General features: G+C 74.2%; 19 protein-coding genes. 10 read left to right on the top strand and 9 right to left on the bottom strand.

Going from position 1 to position 18670, the window contains the following annotated elements; genetic code table 11:
* The first annotated feature begins 209 nt into the window (after positions 1-209).
* Positions 210-1001: a spermidine synthase gene (locus ACIHAR_RS30435; RefSeq protein WP_400022702.1), complete on the top strand. Its 792-nt coding sequence runs from the start codon at positions 210-212 to the stop codon at positions 999-1001.
* A 250-nt stretch (positions 1002-1251) separates the two neighbouring features.
* On the opposite strand, the gene ACIHAR_RS30430 is transcribed toward ACIHAR_RS30435, so the two are convergent.
* From ACIHAR_RS30430 to ACIHAR_RS30420, 3 genes are all read right to left on the bottom strand, one after another.
* Positions 1252-2601: an MFS transporter gene (locus tag ACIHAR_RS30430; protein WP_400022696.1), complete on the bottom strand. Its 1350-nt coding sequence runs from the start codon at positions 2599-2601 to the stop codon at positions 1252-1254.
* 66 nt (positions 2602-2667) lie between these two features.
* On the bottom strand, positions 2668-3687 hold the full coding sequence (locus ACIHAR_RS30425) for a hypothetical protein (RefSeq protein WP_365467566.1): 1020 nt from the start codon (positions 3685-3687) through the stop codon (positions 2668-2670).
* Between the two features lie 66 nt (positions 3688-3753).
* On the bottom strand, positions 3754-4578 hold the full coding sequence (locus tag ACIHAR_RS30420; RefSeq protein ID WP_400022695.1) for a hypothetical protein: 825 nt from the start codon (positions 4576-4578) through the stop codon (positions 3754-3756).
* Positions 4579-4792: 214 nt separating this feature from the next.
* Here ACIHAR_RS30420 and ACIHAR_RS30415 point away from each other — a divergent pair, with 214 nt between their 5' ends.
* Positions 4793-5230, top strand: a complete 438-nt coding sequence (locus tag ACIHAR_RS30415) for a DUF4442 domain-containing protein (RefSeq protein ID WP_365467637.1) — start codon at positions 4793-4795, stop codon at positions 5228-5230.
* Between the two features lie 148 nt (positions 5231-5378).
* Here the strand turns inward: ACIHAR_RS30415 and galU are convergent, their stop codons facing one another.
* Positions 5379-6329, bottom strand: coding sequence for a UTP--glucose-1-phosphate uridylyltransferase GalU (gene galU, locus ACIHAR_RS30410; protein ID WP_365467572.1), 951 nt, complete (start codon positions 6327-6329; stop codon positions 5379-5381).
* A 390-nt stretch (positions 6330-6719) separates the two neighbouring features.
* Between galU and ACIHAR_RS30405 the strand changes: the two genes are divergently transcribed.
* Together ACIHAR_RS30405 and ACIHAR_RS30400 are read left to right on the top strand one after the other, a co-directional pair.
* Positions 6720-8690, top strand: coding sequence for a ricin-type beta-trefoil lectin domain protein (locus ACIHAR_RS30405; RefSeq protein WP_400022694.1), 1971 nt, complete (start codon positions 6720-6722; stop codon positions 8688-8690).
* A 772-nt stretch (positions 8691-9462) separates the two neighbouring features.
* The gene (locus ACIHAR_RS30400) at positions 9463-10122 is read left to right on the top strand and encodes a DedA family protein (protein WP_400022693.1); all 660 of its coding nucleotides are present in this window, start codon (positions 9463-9465) and stop codon (positions 10120-10122) included.
* Positions 10123-10201: 79 nt separating this feature from the next.
* Here the strand turns inward: ACIHAR_RS30400 and ACIHAR_RS30395 are convergent, their stop codons facing one another.
* Positions 10202-10729: a gamma carbonic anhydrase family protein gene (locus tag ACIHAR_RS30395; RefSeq protein ID WP_365467581.1), complete on the bottom strand. Its 528-nt coding sequence runs from the start codon at positions 10727-10729 to the stop codon at positions 10202-10204.
* 110 nt (positions 10730-10839) lie between these two features.
* Between ACIHAR_RS30395 and ACIHAR_RS30390 the strand changes: the two genes are divergently transcribed.
* Positions 10840-11604: an acyltransferase gene (locus ACIHAR_RS30390; protein WP_365467584.1), complete on the top strand. Its 765-nt coding sequence runs from the start codon at positions 10840-10842 to the stop codon at positions 11602-11604.
* A 1-nt stretch (position 11605) separates the two neighbouring features.
* Here ACIHAR_RS30390 and ACIHAR_RS30385 read toward each other — a convergent pair whose 3' ends face one another.
* Entirely contained in the window at positions 11606-12463 is an 858-nt protein-coding gene (locus tag ACIHAR_RS30385) for a DMT family transporter (protein WP_400022692.1), read from the bottom strand.
* Between the two features lie 105 nt (positions 12464-12568).
* Between ACIHAR_RS30385 and ACIHAR_RS30380 the strand changes: the two genes are divergently transcribed.
* Positions 12569-13141, top strand: coding sequence for an XRE family transcriptional regulator (locus ACIHAR_RS30380; protein WP_365467589.1), 573 nt, complete (start codon positions 12569-12571; stop codon positions 13139-13141).
* A 44-nt stretch (positions 13142-13185) separates the two neighbouring features.
* A complete protein-coding gene (locus tag ACIHAR_RS30375) occupies positions 13186-13743 on the top strand; it encodes a YbaK/EbsC family protein (protein WP_400022691.1) in 558 nt (185 codons plus the stop codon).
* 2 nt (positions 13744-13745) lie between these two features.
* On the opposite strand, the gene ACIHAR_RS30370 is transcribed toward ACIHAR_RS30375, so the two are convergent.
* On the bottom strand, positions 13746-14726 hold the full coding sequence (locus ACIHAR_RS30370; protein WP_400022690.1) for a cation diffusion facilitator family transporter: 981 nt from the start codon (positions 14724-14726) through the stop codon (positions 13746-13748).
* Positions 14727-15029: 303 nt separating this feature from the next.
* Here ACIHAR_RS30370 and ACIHAR_RS30365 point away from each other — a divergent pair, with 303 nt between their 5' ends.
* On the top strand, positions 15030-15389 hold the full coding sequence (locus tag ACIHAR_RS30365) for a metalloregulator ArsR/SmtB family transcription factor (protein WP_365467597.1): 360 nt from the start codon (positions 15030-15032) through the stop codon (positions 15387-15389).
* 15 nt (positions 15390-15404) lie between these two features.
* Here the strand turns inward: ACIHAR_RS30365 and ACIHAR_RS30360 are convergent, their stop codons facing one another.
* Positions 15405-16625: a 4-hydroxybenzoate 3-monooxygenase gene (locus ACIHAR_RS30360; protein WP_400022689.1), complete on the bottom strand. Its 1221-nt coding sequence runs from the start codon at positions 16623-16625 to the stop codon at positions 15405-15407.
* 162 nt (positions 16626-16787) lie between these two features.
* Entirely contained in the window at positions 16788-17195 is a 408-nt protein-coding gene (locus tag ACIHAR_RS30355) for a CoA-binding protein (RefSeq protein WP_365467602.1), read from the bottom strand.
* A 125-nt stretch (positions 17196-17320) separates the two neighbouring features.
* Between ACIHAR_RS30355 and ACIHAR_RS30350 the strand changes: the two genes are divergently transcribed.
* Together ACIHAR_RS30350 and ACIHAR_RS30345 are read left to right on the top strand one after the other, a co-directional pair.
* Positions 17321-18049, top strand: coding sequence for a hypothetical protein (locus ACIHAR_RS30350; protein WP_365467605.1), 729 nt, complete (start codon positions 17321-17323; stop codon positions 18047-18049).
* Complete coding sequence (locus ACIHAR_RS30345) at positions 18046-18585, top strand: SixA phosphatase family protein (protein ID WP_400022688.1); 540 nt, start codon at positions 18046-18048, stop codon at positions 18583-18585. Before ACIHAR_RS30350 ends, ACIHAR_RS30345 begins: the two co-directional genes overlap by 4 nt.
* The last annotated feature ends 85 nt before the right edge of the window (positions 18586-18670 follow it).

Raw genomic sequence — 18670 nt, 5'->3', positions numbered from 1 at the left:
GGGGGCGGGGCGGGGGGGGGGGGGGGGGGGGGGGGGCCGGGGGCGGGGGGGGGGGGGGGGGGGGGGGGGCGGGGCGCCCCCCCCCCCCCCCCCCCCCCCCACGCTTCCGAAGCGCGATCCGGCGGCGTGCGCGCCGGCGGCACAATGGGACGGTGAACGACGAGCCCATACCCGTCACCCGAGCCGTCGACCACGGCACCGCCAAGCTGATGCCGGACGTCGACCGGGAGCGGGCATGGCTGCTGACGGTGGACGGGGCGCCGCAGTCCTACGTCGACCTGGACGAGCCGACGCACCTGGAGTTCGAGTACGCGCGGCGGCTCGGGCACGTCCTGGACACCGTCGCCGAGCCGGGGCGGCCACTGGACGTGCTGCACCTCGGCGGCGGGGCGCTCACCCTGCCCCGCTACCTGGCGGCGACCCGGCCCGGCTCCCGGCAGGACGTCGTCGAGGCCGACCACGGACTGCTCGACCTGATCGCCGAGCACCTCCCGGTCCCGCCCGGCACCGGCATCACCCTCCACGCGGCCGACGCGCGCGCCTGGCTGGAGGCGGCCCCGGCCGGCTCCGCCGACGTCGTCATCGCCGACGTCTTCGGCGGCTCCCGCGTCCCCGCCCACCTGACGTCCCTCGCCTACGCCCGCGAGGCCGTACGCGTCCTGCGCGCCGACGGCGTCTACCTGGCGAACCTCGCGGACGCGGCTCCGTTCGCCTTCCTGCGCTCCCAGCTCGCCACCTTCGCGGCGGAGTTCGAGGAACTCGCCCTCATCGCCGAGCCGGCGGTCCTGCGCGGCCGCCGCTTCGGCAACGCGGTCCTCGTCGCCGCCCACCACCCCCTCGACGTCACCGCCGTGGCCCGCCGCACCGCCTCCGACGCCTTCCCGGCCCGCGTCGAACACGGCCCCGGCCTACGCCGTTTCATCGGCGACGCCGGCCCGGTGCGGGACGAGGAGGCGGTGCCGTCCCCGGAGCCGCCGGAGGGCGCGTTCGGCATCGGCTGACCGCCACCCGGCCCGTGTCCTTCCCCGGAGGGCTGGGGGCCGCCGGGCTCGGGGTTTCTCGGCTCGCAGGGTCGGCTGTCTCGGGCGGGTCCACCGGGCCGATTTCCCTTGGGCATCGCCGGGTCGGGATGCTTGGGGGCTCCTCTGCCCGGGTCCTTCCCGGTCCCGGCCGTTGCGGCGGCGGGAGGATGGCTCCCGGCCGCAGGGTGCCGTCCCCCTGGGGGCTTCCGTCAGGCCGTATGCCGTTCCGTCAGGTCGTCCCTGGCCCCGCGTCCACCCCGGCCAGGCCCTCGCGTCCGGGACCCGCGTCCGCAAGTCGGTCCCCCTCGCCCGTGGCGCCGTCGGCCGGGCTCCGCCGGGCCACCTTCGTGCGGCGGGTCAGGTTCCGTACGTCCGGGACGCACAGGACCGCCGCCGTGACGACGACGACCAGGGCGGCGCAGCCCCACAGGGACGCCGTGCAGCCGAAGGCGGACTCCGCGGGGCCCGCGAGGGCCGTGGCCAGGGGGACCAGGGCGACCGAGCCGAACCAGTCGTAGGCCGAGACGCGGGAGAGTTTGTCCTCGGGGATCTCCTGGTGGAGGGCGGTCATCCAGGACACGCCGAAGACCTCCAGGGTGACGCCGGTCAGGAACATCACCGCGCACAGGACGGCGACGGGGACGGGAACGGCGAGAGCGGCCGACGGGAGGGCCAGCGGGAAGACGCACAGGGTGCCGGCGAACAGCAGGCGCCGGGGCTTCCATCGGGTCATCAGGACGGCGCCGGCCACCGTGCCCGCGCCGAAGAAGCCGAGCGCGAGGCCCCAGGGGCCGGCCCCGCCCAGGTGGTCCCGGGCGACGAGGGGACCGTAGACCGCGTCGGCGGCGCCGACGACCGCGTTCGCGATCGAGAACTGGAGCACGATGCCCCACAGCCACGGACGGCCGCTGAACTCCCGCCAGCCCTCCCGGAGATCGGCGAGCATGCCGCCGCCCGGCCCGCGCGCCGGGATGTGACTCACGTCGAGGAACGCGCGCAGCGCCCCGGCGAGCGCGAACGCGGCGGCGTCCGCGGCGAGCACCCAGCCGGGCCCCACCACGGCGACCATCGCGCCGCCGAGCGCCGCACCGCCGAGGGCCGCGCCCTGCATCGCCATCCGGAAGACCGCGAACGCCCGGCCCGCCTGCTCGCCCTTCACGGAGGACAGCAGCATGCCCTCGGCGGCGGGACTGAAGAACGCCTGACCGGTGCCGCCCAGCGCGGTCAGCAGCATCATCTGCCACAGCCGGGGCTCACCCGCGAGCACCAGCACGGCGAACGCGGCCTGCGAGAGGCAGTTGAGGGCGTTGGCCGCGACCATCACCCGGTGCCGGGGCAGCCGGTCGGCGACCGCGCCGCCGATCAGCAGGAACAGCACGAGCGGCAGCGTGCGGGCCGCGGCCACCAGACCGACGTCGCCGCCGTCGCCCCCCGTCTCGAGGACGGCGAACGCGGCGGCGATGAGTGCGCCCTGACTGCCGAGGCTCGTGATGAACGCGGCGGCGGTCAGCAGGCTGTAGTTGCGGCCCGCCCAGGCGGGTCTGCGCAGGCGGGGGCGGGTGTCGGCGGCTGAGGTCACCGGCCGACTATCGCCGCCCGGACACCGATCTGCCAAACCGGCGACCCGCCGCCGCCCCTCCGGAGGTCAGCCCTCCGTCGGTTCGCCGTGCAGGCGCACGGTGCTGAGAATCTTCATGATCGTCGCGTCGGGGAGCTCGTCCTTCACGCCCTTGGCCGTGTAGAGGTTCCAGGAGACGTAGTCGCCCTTGGAGTTCTTGAAGCCGAACGTGATCGCCTTGCCGTCGCTGTCGCACTTGCCCTTCTGGGGCGTGTTCGTCGACCGGGCCCACGCGTAACTGCCCTTGATGCCCGAGGCGGTCGTGTAGGCGGTGGCCTTCTCGTCGAACGCAATGCTTTTCTTGTCGGGCTGCGTGTAGCCGCCGAACACCCACCAGGCGGGCGTGTTGATCGCGATCTCGTCGGTGTTCTTGGCCCCTTCGGCGCCCTTGGTCCCGACGATGGCGAGCGCGGTGTCGTCGGTCTTGCCGTCCTTGTCGTCGTCCTCCGTGCACCACTTCGACTTGTACTCGGCGGTGCCCGACTGGATGATCGAGTCGTAGCCGTCGGGCTGTTCCTTGTCCTCCCACTCGAAGCCCTGGCTGAGGGTCGGCGACTGGACCTCCCAGTCCGCCGGCACGTCGAAGGCGACGCCCCGCTTGGGGTTCACGACGACCTTCCAGCCCGCGACGGTCGGCTGCAGCGTCTCGGTGGCGCGCGGGTTGTCGTCCGTGCCCGTCGACGACGAGGCCGACGTGCTCGGGCCGGTGGACACGGTGGGGCTCTTGCTGCCCTTGCCGGTGACCTTCGCCGGGTCGTCGTCATCGCCGCCGAGGACGAGGAAGCCCGTGACACCGGCGGCCACGACGACGGCCGTGGCCGCCACGATCGCGATGAGCTTCGTCCGGTTGCCACCGCCCGGCCCGCCGGTCTGCGGCGGGCCCACGGGCGCCGGGGTGCCCCACTGCTGCGTCTGCGCGTAGGGATTGGGCTGCTGGAAGCCGGGTTGCTGGTAGGGATTCGGCTGCTGGTATCCCGGCTGCTGGTAGGGATTGTTCTGCGCCTGCGGGTTCTGCTCTCCCCCGGGCGGCTGCTGTCCTGGCCACATGGCCTGAAACCCTAGTGCCGACCGGGACACGAATGGGTCACCGCCCCTTGTCAGGGACGTACCGAATCAGGACTCGGTGGGCGTGAACACCCGCACGGTCGCCATGATCTCGCGGATCGTGGCGTCCGGGACCTCGTCGCCGACCCCGTCGGCGCCGAAGAACGACCACGAGGCCAGGTCGCCGTCCGGTGTCCTGAAGGCGAACGTCGTGGCCTTGCCGTCGGAGTCGCACCTGCCCCGCCCCTCGACGCCGGAGGACCGCGAGGTGGCGACGCTGCCGGTGAGACCGGAGGCGGTGGTGAACGAGGTCACCGGACCGGTCGTCACCTTGTCGTGGTCGGGCTGGGCGTAGCCGCCGTAGACCCACGCCGCCGAGTCGGCCCGGGCGATCTCCTCGGTGCTCCTGGCGCCGTCGTTGCCCCGGGTACCGGCGCTCGCGAGGGTTGTGTGCTCGGTCCCGCCGTCCCGGTCGTCGTCGGACGCGCACCACTGTGCCTTCAGCACCGCCGGCGCCTTCATGGCGACGAGCGGCTCGTCGGCGGGGTCGTCGTCCTCCGCGACGTACGTGACCCAGTCGCGCGACTGCGGGGCCCAGCCGGGCGGCACGTCGAAGGCGGCGCCGAGGCCGGGGTTCACGACGGCCCTCCAGCCGGCGACGGTCGGCTCCCCGGTCCGGTCCCCGCGGGGAGTCCCGGTCGCGGAGGAGGAGGCCGAGGCCCGCGCCGAGGAGGGGACCGGACCGGGAACGGCCTCGTCGTCCCCGCCGCCCGCCAGCACGGCGCCCGTCACGGCGGCGGCCACCACGACGACGGCCGCCGTGGCGATCGCCACCACCTTCGTCCGCCGGCCGCGGCCGCCACCGTCGCCGGGCGTCGGAGGCGTCGCCGTCACGGTCGGGGCGTTCCAGGGAGCGTCCGGCTGCCGCGCGTACGGGGCGGGTTGTCGCTGGAAGCCGGGCTGCCGGTAGGGGTTCGGCCGCGGGTCGGGGCCGCCGGCCTTTGGTTGCTCTCCGGGCCACCTGGGCGGCAAGCATACGGCGATCCTCACGCGGCTCTGGCGAGCGTCGGCTACTCGTGGGTAACATCGCCGCATGAGCGCAGACCAGATGTCCATCGGCGAGATGCTCGCCGCCACGGTGCCCATGGCCCGGACCCTGAACCTCGAGTTCCTCGAGACCAGCCCGGAGAAGGCCGTGGTGGCCCTGCCGGACCAGAGCGAGTACCACAACCACGTGGGCGGGCCGCACGCCGGTGCGATGTTCACGCTCGGCGAGTCCGCCAGCGGCGCGATCGTCCTCGCCGCCTTCGGCGACCAGCTCTCTCGGGCCGTGCCGCTCGCCGTCAGCGCCGAGATCTCCTACAAGAAGCTCGCGATGGGGCCCGTCACCGCCACCGCGACCCTCGGCCGCCCGGCCGCCGACGTCGTCGCCCAGCTCGACGCGGGCGAGCGCCCCGAGTTCCCCGTGGCCATCGAGATCCGCCGCGGCGACGGAGCCGTCACCGGCGAGATGACCGTGGTGTGGACCCTGCGTCCCAACGGCTGAGCGACGACCGCGCGCCGGGGCCCTCCGGGTGCGGTGCGGGCCAGCTCCCGGCCATCCGGGGCCCCGGTCACCGCTCTTGTCCATGACCGGTGGCCGGGTGCTCGCGTCCGTGATCCGTGACCGAGGATCGGAGACCGGATGTGCGCCCTCACGCCGCCAGTTGCCGGTCCTCCGCCCCCTCCCCGTTCTCCAGCCCGGCCACGAATTCCTTGAGCCAGGCCACGAAATCCGGACCCAGGTCGGGGCGGTCGCACGCCAGGCGGACGACCGTGCGGAGGTAGTCGGCCTTGTCGCCGGTGTCGTAGCGGCGGCCGGAGAAGACGACGCCGTGCACGGTGCCGGACGCGGCCAACTCCTGAAGGGCGTCGGTGAGTTGGATCTCGCCGCCCCGGCCGGGCGGGGTGCGCTCCAGGACGTCGAAGACGGCCGGGTCGAGGACGTAACGCCCGATGACGGCGTACCGGCTCGGCGCGTCCTCGCGGGCGGGCTTCTCCACGAGTCCGGTGACGCGTACGACGCCGTCCTCGCCGGAGGGCTCCACGGCCGCGCAGCCGTAGAGGTGCACCTGCTCCGGAGGGACCTCCATCAGGGCGACCACCGTTCCGGCGTACCGGTCGCGCACCTCGAGCATCCGGCTGAGCAGCGTCTCGCGCGGGTCGATGAGGTCGTCGCCGAGGAGTACGGCGAACGGCTGGTCCCCGACGTGGTGGCGGGCGCACAGCACCGCGTGGCCGAGGCCGAGCGGGTCGCCCTGCCGGATGTGGTGGATGTCCGCCAGGCGGGCGGGATCGCGCACGGCGTCCAGCCGCACGGTGTCACCCTTGGCCGCGAGGGCCTGCTCCAGTTCGAAGGCGTGGTCGAAGTGGTCCTCGATGGCCCGCTTGTGGCGGCCGGTGACCATGAGGACGTCGTCCAGGCCGGCCGCGGCGGCCTCCTCGACGACGTACTGGATGGCCGGCTTGTCGACGACCGGGAGCATCTCCTTCGGGGTCGCCTTCGTCGCGGGCAGGAAGCGGGTGCCGAGTCCGGCCGCCGGGACGACCGCCTTGCGGACGACGGGAGCCGGCGCGGCGACGGGGGAGGAGTGGGGGGCGTTCATGGCGGTCATGGTGGACCACCGGGATGGGAGTACCCCGGGAACCGGCTCTGAGATTCCTGTGTCGGGCGGTCCCGAAGCGGGAGATCCTGTGTGCCGATCGCCTTTCCCCACACACAAGTTGACGGGTGCGCTCCGCGGCAAATTTCGAATGCCGGTGCGGATACCGCCGGTAACTATTCTCCATACGCCGCGCTTTGGGCCGAGGGCACTCGAACTCCTTGTTTCCTGTGAGGCGCATGTGCGAAGGTGAGCCTCCCCCGCGGGCGGTCCGGCCGGAATCACGCCTGGTCGGACCAGAAGTACGCACCGGTCACCGCACCATTCAGGCACCGCTTTCCGGCGGACGTGTATGTACGCGTGCCGTTCGTCAGTTGGGAAGGAAAAGGTTCCGTGCAGTTCCCCAACCCCCCACGCCCGCCCTACCCGCCCCGCCCCGGATGGACCCCCGGGGATTCCGACCGCGACCTCGCCGCCCGGCTCGGCACGGACGGCAACGCCCGCGCGGTCGCCCTGCTGCTCGCCCGGCACTGGCGCGCGGCTCACGACTACGCCACCGTCTGCCTCGCCGGCCCAGAGGACTCGGCACGGATCGTGGCCGCCGCCGCGTTCCACGAGGTCTTCGGGCGGCTGGCGGCCGGGCGCGCCGACGGCGCCCTGCGTCCCCAACTCCTCGTCTCCGTACGCGACACGGTCCGCGCATGGGCCGGAGCCGACGGAGTGGTGGCCGTCCTGCCGGAACTGCGCAGAACCGTCGGCGGCCGCGGACTGCGCGCCGCGCGAGCCGCGACACCCGAAAGGCGACAACTCGCCGAGCGGGCTTTCCAGTCCCTCTCCGCCGCTTCCCAATGCCTCCTGTGGCATACGGAGGTGGAAGCCGAGCCGATAACCGTACCGGCCGGTCTGCTGGGCGTCGACGGCATCACCGCGACGGCCGGTCTGGAACGGGCCCGTGAGCAATTCCGGGCGGGCTGCGTACGCGCGCACCGGGAACTCGCGCCCACCCCTGAATGCCGCTTCTACAACCGCCTTCTCGACGTTCCCCTGCGCCGTGGCGGGACCCTGCTGCCCGATGTCCGGCAGCATCTCGCGCAGTGCCGCTACTGCCGCCACGCCGCCGAACAACTCAGCCATTTCGACGGCGGACTGGACGTCCTCCTCGCCGAGACCGTTCTCGGCTGGGGCGCCCGCCGCTACCTCGACTCCCGCCCTGGGCGTGCGACGGCCACCGCGGACACGGCCGCCGCACCGGGCCGGCCGACGGCGGCACGCCCACCCGGCGGAGCACGCCCGCGCGGCGGAGCACGCCCGCGCGGTGAAGTACGCCCGCGCGGTGAAGTACGCCCGCGGGGTCAAGTACGCCCGCCCGGTGGCGGCGGCCGCCACCGCACCGCCCCGGCCCGGTTGCTCGACCTGCCGGGCCGGCGCTCCAAGGCCGTCCTCGCCGGGGTCGGACTGACGTGCCTCGCCCTGCTCGCGGCCGTGCTGGTGACCAGGAGCTGGACCGAGGACCACGGTGTCCCGGACTCCCCGGCCACCTGGGGCGCACCCGCCGGCGGCACCAGCCCTGTCGGGACCGGCACGACCGCGCGCACACCGGAGGCCCCCGCCTCCACCGGCTCCTCCTCGGCCGCCGCCCCCGCTTCCCGCCCCGCCGAAGTCGCCCACGGCAGACTGCGCAACGCTGCCACGGGGCTGTGCCTCGACACGGCCGGCGGGCGGATCGAGGCCGGGGCCCCGGCCGTCGTCGCGGCCTGTTCGCCGGCCGCCTCGCAGCAGTGGTCGTACCGGGACGACGGACTGCTGCGCAGCACCGCCGCACCGACCCTCTGCCTGGCCGCCGACCCCGACCGCGGCAGGGCCGTCCTGGACGACTGCGTGGTGCACGCCGGCGAGGTCTTCTTCGACCTGACCGTCCGCGGGGAACTCCTGCTGCGGCGGGGCCACGGCGACCAGGTGGTCACGCCCGGCCCGGGCGGGTCGCGGACGGACGTCGTCGTCGCGGACCGCGACGGGTCCGAGGGGCAGCGCTGGGTGTTCGACGCCACCGTGGAGGTGAAGGGCGCACCGGCGCCGGAGGGGGAGGAGCAGGGACGGCCGTCGTCCCCGGCGGAGCCCCAGCGGCGACCGGTGGCCCCGCCGGGCGACCCGTCACGGCCCGGCGACAGCGTCCCGGCGCCCAATGCCACCCCGGCGCCGCCCGCCCCGGAGTACGAGACGCGGTTCGCGCAAGTGGCCTGCTGCGAGCCGGCCGGGCCGCCGGACCGGGCGGCGACGCCTCCCGTCTCCGTCTCCGAGCCGGTCGGCGCTGTGGGCGACGTACTCGACGACACCCTCACGGGCCTGACCACGGCGCGCGGCTGAGCGGAGGCCGGACGGACGGCGGGCGGTGACTGCTTCGGCCGGTGAAGGGCTCCCGGCCGGTGAAGGGCTCCCGGCCGGTGGGCTGAGCCGCCCGGTCGGCGGGCGAGTCCGTCCGGTCCTTGAGCGAGGCCGTGCAGGTCCCGGACGAGGCGGTTCGGTCCGTGGGCGGGTCGTCCGGCCGTGGGCAAGGCCGTGCAGCGGGGCGGGAATTCCGTGCAGCCCGCGGGCGAGGCGGTTCGGTCCGTGGGCGGGTCGTCCGGCCATGGGCAAGGCCGTGCGGTCGGTGGGCGAGGCCGTCCAGTCCGTGGCCAAGGCCGTGCGGTCGGTGGGCGAGACCGCCCAGTCCGTGGCCAAGGCCGTGCGATCGGTGGGTGAAGCCGTCCAGTGCGTGGGCAGGGCCGTGCAGTCGGTGGGCGAGACCGTCCGGTCCGTGGCGAAGTCGTCCATTGCGTGGACGGGGCCGTCCGGCCGTCGTGGATGTCGGTCAAGGAAGGGCAGGAGCGCTCCGGCGGCGGGTCGTCCGTCGGTCGGCCGGACTCATGGATCCATGGTGTGGCGTCGGTCGGCCGGACTCTTGCGTCCATGGTGCGGCCGTCCCTCGGGCGGCCCGACCCATGGGTCCGTGGTGCGGTGAACGGCACCTCGGACCGGCCTGGGCGATCCCCGCCGACCCGGTAGGCTTCCCGCCGTGCGCCCGCGCGCGGCGCACCGGCCGTACCGGAGAGAACCGGAAGAAGCCGGGAGTAGCGAAGCCAATCGGAGGGAACCGGCGGTGCACGTCCAGGAGTGGCTCGAGGCCGTACCCGCGGTCAGCATCTACGCGCTGGTGGGCCTGGTCATCGGTCTGGAGAGCCTGGGCATCCCGCTGCCGGGCGAGATCATCCTCGTCTCCTCGGCGCTGCTCGCCTCGCAGCACGGCGAGATCGACCCGCTCATCCTCGGCGCCTGCGCCACCGCCGGCGCGGTGATCGGCGACTCCATCGGCTACGCCATCGGCCGCAAGGGCGGACGCCCGTTGCTGGCCTGGCTCGGGAGGAAGTTCCCCCGGCACTTCAGCGAGGGGCACGTCGCCACGGCGGAGCGGTCCTTCGAGAAGTGGGGCATGTGGGCCGTCTTCTTCGGCCGTTTCATCGCCCTGTTGCGCATCTTCGCGGGTCCGCTCGCGGGCGTGCTGCACATGCCGTACTGGAAGTTCTTCATCGCCAACGTCCTCGGCGGCATCCTGTGGGCGGGCGGCACGACGGCCGTCATCTACTACGTGGGCGTCGTCGCCGAGTCCTGGCTGAAGAGGTTTTCCTGGCTGGGGCTGGTGGCGGCCGTCCTCATCGGCCTCACGTCGATGCTGGTGCTCAAGCGCAAGGCCAGGAAGATGGAGGGCGCCGCGAAGACCGAGGCCGCAGTCGCTCCGGAGGCCGTGGCGGCCGCCGAGTAGCCGGGCGCGGACCCTTCGGGCCGGTCGCGCCCACGCGGAACCGCATGGCGACACAGGGCCGCGCCCCCGGGGTGCGGCCCTACTCGTGGATCTCGCCGTGGGCCCTGGCCAGCTCGGCGTACAGGGTCCCGTTCAGCGTCACGCCCTCCCGCTCCTCCGGCGTCAGCTCGCGCCTCACCTTCGCCGGCACCCCCGCCACCAGCGACCCGGGCGGCACCTCCATCCCCTGCGGCACCAGCGCCTGGGCGGCGACCAGCGAGCCCGCCCCGATCACGGCGCCGTTGAGCACCGTCGCCCCCATCCCGATGAGGCAGTCGTCCCCCACGGTCGCGCCGTGGACGACGGCGTTGTGGCCGACGGAGACGCGCTCGCCGATGGTGACGGGGAACCCGGGGTCGGCGTGGAGCGTGCAGTTGTCCTGGATGTTGCTCTGCGCGCCGACGGAGATCCGTTCGACGTCGCCGCGCACGACCGCGCCGTACCAGACGCTCGCGCCCGCCTCCAGGGTCACGTCCCCGATCACGGAGGACGTGGGCGCCACGAAGGCCTCCTCGTGGATCTTCGGTTCCCTGCCGCCGATGCCCGTGATCAGCGCCTTGTGCGTCATCACCGTCTCCTCCTCGTCCGGGGTACACCGGCACCGTACGTCACCCGGTGGGGTGAAGATCACAGGGCAACGGCGTCCTGGGGCCGGTGCGCGCTGAGTACCGTGAGCGGGTGCCGAAGCGCAAGAACACGTTCTCATCATGGTGGCGCCGCCTCGCGCAGCGGGCGGTTCACGCGGGCTGGGCCTGGGTGCAGCGCACCGGTTCGGTCACCGCGGAACACCCCGGGCGCCTCCGCTTCGGCTCGATCGGCAGCGGAACCCGGCTCGCCTTCCCGCTCGGCACGGTCTTCGGTGAGCCCTGGATCCGTCTCGGCGCGCACTGCATCGTGGGGGAGCAGGTCACCCTGACGGCCGGTCTGATGCCCGACCTCGACCTCGGGCCCGACCCGATCCTGCGCATCGGCGACGGCGTCGTCCTGGGCCGCGGCAGCCACGTCATCGCCGACACGACGGTCACCATCGGCAGCGACTGCTACTTCGGGCCGTACGTCTACGTCACCTCCACCAACCACTCCTACGACGACCCGCACGAGCCCATCGGCAAGCAGTGGCCGCGGATGGAGCCCGTGGAGATCGGGCCGGGGTGCTGGATCGGCACGGGGGCCGTCATCCTGCCGGGGGCGCGGATCGGGCGGAACGTCGTCGTGGCGGCCGGGGCCGTGGTGCGCGGGACCGTCCCGGACCACGCCGTGGTGGCGGGGGCGCCCGCCCGGGTCGTACGGCGCTGGACGCCCGCCGAGGGCTGGCAGCCGCCGCTGCGCACCCCGGCGCCCGTGCCGATTCCGGACGGGGTCACCTCGGAACAACTGGTCGCGCTCTCGGGGCTCGACGAGGAGTCGGCGGCGAGGCTCGCCCGGCTCGAACCCGAGGGCTGACTCAGCCCGCCGCCAGCAGCACCGTGCCCACCAGGGCCAGGCCCGCGCCCGCGGCCTGGACTGCGCGCAGCCGCTCCCGCAGGAAGCCCAGGGCGGCCAGGGCGGTCACCACCGGGTAGAGGGAGGCGAGCACGGCGGCGACGGTGACCGGGCCGTGCTGGGCGGCGACCGCGTAGGTGCCGTTCGCGGCGACGTCGGCCAGTCCGACGAAGGCGAACGCTGGCAGCGAGGACCGGCGCAGGCCGCCCCCGGAGAGCGCCGGCGCCCCGCGCCGTACGGCGACGTACAGGGCGGCGCCGCCCACGGCCACATTGGTCACGCGCTGCACGAACAGGGCGAGGAACAGGCCCGTGACGGTCGTCGAGGCCTCCGTGATCAGGACGAACACGGTGCCGAAGCCGAGGGCCGCGACCAGGGTCAGGAGAACGGCCCGGCGCTGCACCGGGGCACCCCTGAGCTGCGGGCCGCCCGCCAGGACGACCCCGAGGACCGCGACCGCGATGCCCGCGAGCTGCGCCGGCCCGGGGCGCTCGCCCAGGAACAGACCGACGGACACCGGAACGGCCACGCTCAGCGTGGCCAGCGGGGAGACCACCCCCATGGGGCCGAGCGCCAGCGCCTGGTAGAAGGAGAGCAGGGCCACCGGGCCGACCACACCGGCCGCGACCGCGAACCACAGACGGGGCCCGGCCTCGCTCCAGCCGCCGGTGGCGAGCACGATCACGCCCAGGACGGCCGCCGCGATCGTCTGCGAGACGACCACCACCGTCAGGGCCGGGGTGCGCCGTGTCAGCAGCCCGCCGCCGAAGTCGGCCAGGCCCCACAGGAGGCTCGTGGCCAGGGCGAAGAGTGCTGTCACGGATCCCTCGCAGTACAGTTCGGTGCACGATCGGGTGCACCCCATCGTAGTGCAGGCCAATGAACCCTGGCATCCAGAATATTGAACTTCGGGAGTGGACGGAACGTGTCGGACCTCGAACTCCTGACCCAGTCCCTGGCGCGCAACGTCAAGCACTGGCGCTCGGTGCGCGGCTTCACCCTGGATGTGCTCGCCGCCCGGGCCGGCGTCAGCCGCGGGATGCTCATCCAGATCGAGCAGGCCCGCACCAACCCGAGCATCGGCACGGTCGTCAAGATCGGTGACGCGCTCGGCATCAGCGTCACCACGCTCCTCGACTACGAGCGGGGTCCGAAGGTCCGCATCGTCCCCGCCGAGAAGGCGGTACGGCTGTGGCACACCGAAGCCGGCAGCTACAACCGGCTCCTCGCCGGCGCGGAGGCCCCCGGGCCGCTGGAGATGTGGGACTGGCGGCTGATGCCGGGGGAGAACAGCCCCTCCGAACCCCACCCCGGCGGCACCTTCGAACTCGTCCACGTCACCGCGGGCGAGCTGACGCTCACCGTCGACGGCGAGGACCACCTGGTGCCGGCCGGCGCGAGCGCCTCCTTCGAGGCCAGCGTCCCGCACGTGTACCGCAATCGCGGTGACGTGCCGATGGAGATGGTGATGGCCGTCTCGGTGCCGCCCGTCCCCTGAGACGCCGGCGCCGACGGCAGCCGGGTCTTGTTAGCGTGCGGACCATGCGCGCACCCATCGGACACTTCGACGACGCACAGCCCGCCCCCGACTGCCTCGACGAGCTGACCCGTCCGGTCGCCGACGCCCTACGCCACTGGAGCGGCAGCGTCCCCGCCGAGCAGATCCTCTACGTCGACACCGACCCGCAGTGGGCCGACACGGCCGTCTTCGTGGAGCACTACGGGCAGGAACTGCTGGAGCAGTCGGCGAACTGCGTCGTCGTCGCGGGCAGGCGCGGCGGTGAGACCACGCTGGCCGCCTGCGTCGTGCCGTCCCCCACCCGGGTCGACGTCAACGGCGTGGTGCGCCGTCAACTCGGCGTCCGGAAGGCCTCCTTCGCGCCCATGGACACGGCCGTGGGGGAGACCGGCATGGAGTACGGAGGCATCACCCCCGTCGGACTCCCGGACGCCTGGCCGGTGCTGGTGGACTCGGCCGTCGTCGACCTGCCGTACGTCCTGGTGGGAAGCGGGCGCCGGCGCGGCAAGCTGCTGGTGCCGGGGAAGGCGTTCGCCGAACTGCCGGGGGCCGTGGTCCTGGAGGGGCTCGGGGTGGCCTGACCTCAGGCCGCGGAGTGATGGGCGAGGGCCAGATGCGGGTCGTCCTCGCCCGGCGCCGGTGTCGGATCCGCGTGGACCAGGGCGGCCGTCAGGCGCGGCACGGCGTGCAGCAGGGCGTGTTCGGCGTCCACGGCGATCGCGTGCGCCTTACGTACCGTCACGTCGCCGTCCACGACGACCGCGACCTCGGCGCGCAGCCGGTGCCCGATCCAGCGCAACCGCAACTCGCCCACCTCCCGCACGCCCGCGACCTGCCGCAGCGCCCGCTCGGCCGCGTCCATCAGCGCCGGGTCGACGGCGTCCATCACCCGCCGGAACACCTCACGCGCCGCGTCCCGCAGCACCAGTACGATCGCCGCCGTGATCACCAGCCCCACGACGGGGTCCGCCAGGTGCCACCCCAGCGCCGATCCGCCGGCGCCCAGCAGCACCGCCAGTGACGTGTAGCCGTCGGTGCGCGCGTGCAGGCCGTCCGCGACCAGGGCCGCCGAGCCGATCGCGCGGCCCACGCGGATGCGGTACCGGGCCACCCACTCGTTGCCCGCGAAGCCGACCAGGGCGGCCACCGCGACCGCCGGCACGTGGTCGACGGGCCGTGGATCCAGCAGCCGGTCGACGGCCGTCCACCCGGCGAAGGCCGCCGACGCGGCGATGGTCAGCACGATCGCCAGACCCGCCAGGTCCTCCGCCCGCCCGTAGCCGTAGGTGAAACGGCGGGTGGCCGCCCGCCGCCCCAGCACGAACGCGATCCCGAGCGGTACGGCGGTCAGCGCGTCCGCCGCGTTGTGCACGGTGTCACCGAGCAGCGCCACCGACCCGGACGCCACCACGACGACCGCCTGCGCCACCGCCGTGAGGCCGAGGACCAGCAGTGAGGTCCACAGTGCGCGCATGCCGCGCGCCGAGGACTCCAGGGCCCGGTCGAGCTTGTCGGCGGTCTCGTGGGAGTGGGGGGTGAGGAGGTGGGAAAGGCGGTGACGCACACCGGAGGCGGGGCGCCGGCCAGGGTGGCCGTGACCGTGGTGGTCCTCGTGGCCCTGCTCGTGCTCGTGGCCTTGCTCGTGCCCGTGGCCGTGGCCGTGATCATGCCCGTGCCCCTGGTGGAAATCGCCCCCGTGCCCGTGGTCGACGACGTGGCCGTGGTGATGTCCGTGGTCGACGTCGTGGCCGTGGTGATGTCCGTGGTCGACGCGGTGGCCGCGGTGGTCGTCGTGCCGCTCGCTCACATCGGTCCCCTTCCGGCGCTCTGGGTGGACCATGCCCGCCCACACGGCCATTATGTGCGTATGAGCGCACGCATGCACCTGTCACCTGCGCACCATGCGCACCCGCAGAGCCCGGGCGAGGAGCAGTTCGCCCTCGCCGCCGAGTTGCTGGCCCTGCTGGGCGACCGCACCCGCCTGACGCTGCTGCACGCCCTGACGTCCGGCGAGGCGGACGTGACGACGCTGACGGAGGTGTGCGGGGCGGCCCGGCCGGCGGTCAGCCAGCACCTGGCCCGGCTGCGGCTGGCCGGGCTGGTGACCACCCGCAAGGAGGGCCGGCGGGTGGTCTACTCGCTGCGCGACGGCCATCTGCGCCGCCTGGTAGACGAGGCGCTGAACGTGGCCGACCACCGGCTGGCCGACCGGCCGGTGCACGACTGACCCCGCTCCGCCGGGTCAGTACCGCTCCGCCGTCCCCAGGTACTGCTCGGCGAACGCGGCAGCGGCGGCGGGCGAGGTGAACAGCCGGCGCAGCCGGGCGAGCGCCGTGCCCGCGCGGAACGGATCACCGGCGGCCACGCCGTGGTAGACCTCGGAGAGCCACTGCGAGAACTCCTGGTAGTCCCACACCCGCCGCAGGCACGCCTCCGAGTAGCCGTCCAGGCCGGCGCCGTCGCCCTCCGTCAGACGGGCGACCAGCGCGTCGCCGAGCAGGAAGGCGTCGTGGAGCGCGAGGTTCATGCCCTTCGCGGCGATGGGCGCGACCAGGTGGGCCGCGTCCCCGGCCAGGTACAGCCGCCCGTGCGCCATCGGCTCGACCACGTAGTCGTGCATGTCCAGCACCCGCTTCTCGATCAGCCGTCCCTCGGTGAGCGGCGGCGCTCCGGCCGCCCCGAGGCGTTCGTGGAGCTCGGCCCAGACGCGTTCGTGCGGCCAGTTCCCCGGGTCGTCGCCGGGCGGGCACTGCAGGTAGTAGCGGGTGACCTCGGGGCTGCGGGCCATGTGCCCGGCGAACCCGCGCGGATGGACGCCGAACAGGACGCAGTCGGAGGAGGGCGGCGCCTCCGCGAGCAACGCCAGCCAGCCTATGCCGTAGTCGTGCCGTGCGATGCGCGCCCGCTCCCGCGTCAGCGCGGTCCTGCTGACCCCCCGCGCGCCGTCCGCGCCGACCACGAAGTCGCAGCGCAGCACCCGCCGTCGGCCGGTGGCGGGGCAGGTGTACGAGACGGAGGGGTGGTCGGTGTCCAGGTCGTGCAGCTCGACGTCGCGCACCGAGAAACGGGCGTCCCCGCCGCGCACGTCGGCGTACTCGTGCACGAGGTCCGTCACCAGCAGCGGTTGCGGATAGACGAAGTGGTGACGTCCCGTCAGGTCGCCGTAGGCGAAGCGGTACCGCTCGCCCTCGAAGCGGAACTCGCAGGCCGTGTGCTGCTGGGCGCGCTCCGGCAGCCGGCCCGCCAGGCCCCGCTGCTGGAGTCCGCGCACGGCCCATTCCTCGATGACGCCGGCGCGGGGGCGCCGTTCGATGAACTCGCGGCTCTCCGTCTCCAGCACCACGCAGTCGAGGTGCGCGGCCCGCAGGATGTTGCCGACGGTCAGTCCGGCGGGGCCGGCGCCCACGACGACGACCGGAACGTGCTGCGGGTCAGGGGAGTTGGCGTGGGGGGAGGTGGTCACCCGCACATTATGGGCGTCCCCCGGAAGGGTGTCAGTGCGCCGGATCGGCCACTGGGCCGCCTTCCCGTGCGACCGGGGAGCGTCCGGGGCCCGGCGCGGACGGCGTACCCGGGCGTACCCGCCCGGCAGCACGTACGCGACGACGACGGCCGGCCCGGGGAATCAGCGCAGGCGGGGGATCTCGATGGCCGGGCAGCGGTCCATGACCATCTCCAGACCGGCCGCGCGCGTGCGGTCGTAGGCGGCCTCGTCGATGACGCCGAGCTGGAACCACACCGCCTTGGCGCCCTTGGCGACCGCCTCGTCCGCGACGGCTCCCGCGAGGTCGCTGTTGAGGAACACGTCGACGACGTCCACCTCGAAGGGGATGTCCGCCAGGGAGGCGTAACCCTGCTCCCCGTGGACCGTCTCCGCCTTGGGGTGGACGGGCACGACCCGCTTGCCGAAGCGCTGGAGCACCTCGGCGACGCCGTACGCCGCGCGCCGCGTGTTCGTCGATAGGCCCACCACGGCCCAGGTGTCGCCGAGTTCGGTGAGGATCTTGCGGATCGTTGCCTCGTCGCCGTACACCGGCGGCCTCCTCATGGCTGACGGGAAGGGGTGCTTACCTGCTGCGTCCCGTCAACAGCGTACGGGTCGTCCCCATTCCGTGCCGTCGCGCTGCGAACGGCTCCCCGCGGGCCTACGCTCGCCCCGTGCTGCGCATCATCGACGCCCGAACAGGCGAGCCCGTCCCCGCCGCCCCCGTCCGCCGCGGCCTGACCCGCGTCGAGGCCCACGCCTCGGGGTCCGGCACCGGCGCCCTCCGTGTCCTCCTCGTCGCCGACGTCCTCGCCCGCGCCCTCGAACTCGACGGCACGCCCGTCATGACCGTGCTCAGCGGGGGGCCGGAGCGGGCGGAACTGCGGACGGCCGCCGCGGCCCTCGGCATCCGGCCCTTCGAGGAGGCCCGGGACGTCGCGCACGGGACCGGCGGGGCCCGGAGCCTGCACGTGGTGGCGGAGGACGGCGAGGCGCCGCCCGAAGCGCTCCTGATCTCCGTGGCCCCCGTCCTCGCCGCCGCCCCCGTACCGCCGGACACCGACCCCACCGCCCTGCGCCTGGCCCTGCTCTCCCACCACCACCGCAGGCCGGTCCCGCTCGACGCGGACGCGCTGCGGGAGGCCCGCACCGCCCTCGCACGCTGGCGCCGCGCCGTCGCCGACTGGTCCCGAAGCCCCTCACGGCCGGTCCCCGACGACATCGGCGAACGGCTCCGCACCGCCTGGGAGGACGACCTGGACGTACCGCGCGTACTGGGCGTGCTGCGGTCGGTGGCGGAGGCCGGACCGGAGCTGCCGGACGGCGCCCGCTTCGAGACGTACGCCTACATCGACCGCCTCCTCGGCCTCGAGCTCACCCGCGACCTGGGAGCCCTGGCATGAGCGCCCGCGCCGCGGACGGGCCGCCGCGTCGGCTGGTCGTGGTGCGGCACGCGAAGTCGGCGTGGCCCGGAGGCACCCCCGACCACGAGCGGCCGCTGGCCCCACGCGGTCTCCGGGACGCCCCGGCCGCGGGCCGTGCGCTCGCCGAGGCCGGCCGGCTGCCCGACCTCGCCCTGTGCTCGACGGCCGTGCGCGCACGCCGGACCTGGGAGCTGGCCTGCGCCCAGTGGGACGCGCCACCGCCGGTCCGGTACGAGCCCCGGCTGTACGCGGCCGACGTGCCCGAGCTGCTGGAGGTGGTCGGGGAGACGCCATCCGAGGTCGAGACCCTGCTGCTGGTGGGACACAACCCGGGGCTGCAGGAGCTGGTCCTCGAGCTGGCCGGGGGCGAGGAGGGCGACGCCCTGGAGCGGGTACGGGTGAAGTTCCCGACGTCCGCGATCGCGGTGCTGGACTGGTACGGGCCCGCCTGGCGGGACCTCGCCCCGGGCGGAGCCCGGCTGACGGCGGTGACGGTGCCCCGGGGGAGCCGCTGAGCCGGGCCAGGAGCACGGTGGCCGGCGCATCGGCCGGTGGCGGGGCGACGCCGGTGAGGTGCGTCACCCGCCACCGGGGCCGCCC

This window comes from Streptomyces sp. NPDC052016 (assembly GCF_044548445.1).
Lineage (GTDB): Bacteria > Actinomycetota > Actinomycetes > Streptomycetales > Streptomycetaceae > Streptomyces.
The sequence above is the reverse complement of the archived record's forward strand: the minus strand, read 5'-3'. Positions and strand labels throughout refer to the sequence as shown.